Source organism: Sulfuricurvum sp., assembly GCF_049305995.1.
GTDB lineage: Bacteria > Campylobacterota > Campylobacteria > Campylobacterales > Sulfurimonadaceae > Sulfuricurvum.
In genome coordinates this window covers 1-2,570 of record NZ_JBAQPS010000373.1, presented here as the reverse complement: position 1 = coordinate 2,570, position 2,570 = coordinate 1, and the positions used below count along the sequence as shown (strand labels likewise).

At 43.8% G+C, this 2,570-nt stretch carries 4 protein-coding genes; 3 read left to right on the top strand and 1 reads right to left on the bottom strand.

Features of this window, described 5'->3' with window-relative positions:
- A partial coding sequence (locus WA010_RS12480) for a methylenetetrahydrofolate reductase (RefSeq protein WP_422557444.1) occupies positions 1–817 on the bottom strand: 817 nt, incomplete at its 3' end.
- A gap of 53 nt (positions 818–870) precedes the next feature.
- Between WA010_RS12480 and serB the strand changes: the two genes are divergently transcribed.
- The 3 genes from serB (at position 871) to WA010_RS12465 (ending at position 2,226) form a co-directional block, all read left to right on the top strand.
- Positions 871–1,500: a phosphoserine phosphatase SerB gene (gene serB / locus WA010_RS12475; protein ID WP_422557443.1), complete on the top strand. Its 630-nt coding sequence runs from the start codon at positions 871–873 to the stop codon at positions 1,498–1,500.
- On the top strand, positions 1,500–1,835 hold the full coding sequence (locus WA010_RS12470; protein ID WP_422557442.1) for a hypothetical protein: 336 nt from the start codon (positions 1,500–1,502) through the stop codon (positions 1,833–1,835). The genes serB and WA010_RS12470 overlap by 1 nt, the downstream gene beginning before the upstream one ends.
- A 64-nt stretch (positions 1,836–1,899) precedes the next feature.
- Positions 1,900–2,226: a c-type cytochrome gene (locus WA010_RS12465; RefSeq protein WP_422557441.1), complete on the top strand. Its 327-nt coding sequence runs from the start codon at positions 1,900–1,902 to the stop codon at positions 2,224–2,226.
- Positions 2,227–2,570 lie beyond the last annotated feature (344 nt).

The following is a 2,570-nucleotide window of genomic DNA, read 5'->3' as shown; positions in this document are numbered from 1 at the left end:
GGGTTTTACTCAGTTCAAATCCGACACGATACTCTTCTTCAGTACTGATGAGTGAAGCCGCTTCAAGCGCTTCGACCCACTCACTCGGTACAAATATCCCCGGAACATTTTCATCTAAAAAGCGTGCAGTGCGGAGTTTTGTGATCGGGAAATAGCCCAAAACGAGGACGCACTCAGCACTGTTTTCATGGTTGGCTTCTGCCATCATATTGAGCAGTTTGCGAGCATTTTCGAGATCGTAGACGGGTTGAGAAATGATCGCTATCGCACCGTGAGCTACTTTTTTGGTCATTTTTTTCTGCAATGTCGCACTGCTTTTGGCATAGGCGTCGATAACGGCGAAGGGGTAAATCTCTTGGACGGGGGCGAGGAGTTTTTGCTCCGCCAAGTCGGTTCCGTTGTTGAGCGTCGTGATGATGTCGAGGAGGAGTTTGCTGTTCCCCTCGAATACCCCTTTGGCGTGCGGCTGATCGGAGTAGTGGGCACTGTCACCCGTGAGGGCGAGGATGGCACGGACGTTGGATTCGTTCGCACCGAGGAGATCGGATTGCAGTGCGATACGGTTACGGTCTCGCATACTCATCGTTGCCAGTGTCGGAAGTCCGAAACGATCTTGGAGTTTCATCGCGGCGAAGAGGGCGTTGTATTTAAGTTTCGCGAGGGGGTTGTCGGTGGTGCTGAAGCCGTCTACGAGTTTATCGAGACCCAATGCGGCGATTTTTTCAATCGTCGGGGCAAATTGAGCTGAACGAGACGGGGTAGTCTCTAAAGTGATATAGGTTCCGTGACGGAGTTTATGAATAAATGATTCGAACAAAAGCTACCCTTGGATATAATTGCATCATTATAACAAAATGTGGGAAATCTATTTTGATAAAATTAGCGGTATTTGATTTCGATTCGACATTGATGGATGGTGAAACCATCGATTTTTTTGCAGAAGCTCTAGGGATCGGTGAACAAGTCTCTGCCATCACGGAGCGGGCGATGAACGGGGAACTCGATTTTTTTGAGTCTCTCCAGCAACGTGTTACCCTCTTAAAAGGGTTGGAGTTTGGTCTTGTCGAAGAGATTTGCCAAAATCTCCCCTATATGAACGGTGCAGTAGAAACGATCGCGGCACTGAAAGCGCGCGGTATTAAAGTAGTCTGCTTCAGTGGCGGATTTCGCACAGCGACTTCGTATGCGAAAGATATCCTCGGATACGATGCTGATTTCTCGAATGTGCTACATTCGAAGGATGGAAAGCTCACGGGACTGGTCGGCGGAGATATGATGTTTGATTTCTCCAAAGGGGACATGTTGCAACGTCTGCAAGGGCTTTTCGGCATTAGTGAAGAAGAGACGATGGTGGTGGGTGACGGTGCGAATGATAGATCGATGTTTGCCCACGCCGGAACACGCGTCGCTTTTTGCGCCAAAGAGATCCTCAAAAAAGAGGCAAATGTTATCATTGAGACGAAAGATCTCACACAAATTATTACAAAGGTATTTTCATAATGTTAGAGAACTCATTATGGTTGCGTTACAACCCTACTAAAACAATCCGCGAAGTTTTGGCACGTCTGTACGAGTGCAGTGCGGTAGAGATCAGTGATGATGAACGTGAATTGTACGCTTCTCTTAAACGTCATTTGACGAAAAAAGAGTTTCGAATGGTGATGATGAACGAAGCGGGGCTATCTCCTGAAGAGATCGGTGCGGAAGTAGGAGTGATCGGTGAAGAACTCACCAAAGCACAGTACAAAGCGTACCGCAAGATCCGTCAGGATAAAATTCGTTTGGAAGTGCGCGCACGTCAAGCCAAAGAAATGATAGAAGAATCATTGGATTAATCTTTCATTCAAATAATTTCAGATAGTATAATTAGATTTTTAAATAGCAGAGGAATTGTCATAGATGAAATCGGTTTCATTATTTATTTCAATGGTTGTATTTATTAGTATAGGTGCAACTTCACTCACGGCAGATATTGCAAGTGGGCAAAAATGGTATACTAAAGGGTGTAAGAGTTGTCATGGTAATGGCAGCAAAGGTGCTGCGATGCATACTCAAGAAGAGTGGGATGAACTGTTTAAAAATGGTGGAGCTGTAATTATCAAAAAACACGCTAAAACACCGGCTGAAGTGTATTTTAATGGTGAAAATTTTCAAAGTAAATCAAAAGACCTTCGCGATTTTTTGTTTGAATATGGTTCAGATTCAGGAAATGTTCCTGCTTGCTAAAAGCACTTTGAGACTCTTAAAGTGTGAGAGTTTGATACATTTTTGATAAAAAAAGCAAAAAAACAACGTATTAACATTCGGTTAAAGCTCCATTTATTCTTTATCCGATATGATTAAGGGGTATCAAGACACCTTCACTATTTTTTAGAAAATGTTGAAGGTGTCTTAAATCAATAATTTCGAAGGAGAACGACATGAAAAAGTCAGCTTCATGCTTTTTTGCGGCTCTTGTTGCTGTAGGAATGATGAGTACAGCGGCATCTGCCGATGTTAAAAAAGGTCAAAAGACTTATTTAAAAACCTGTAAGAATTGTCATGGGAATGGGACCAAAGGTGCCGCTATG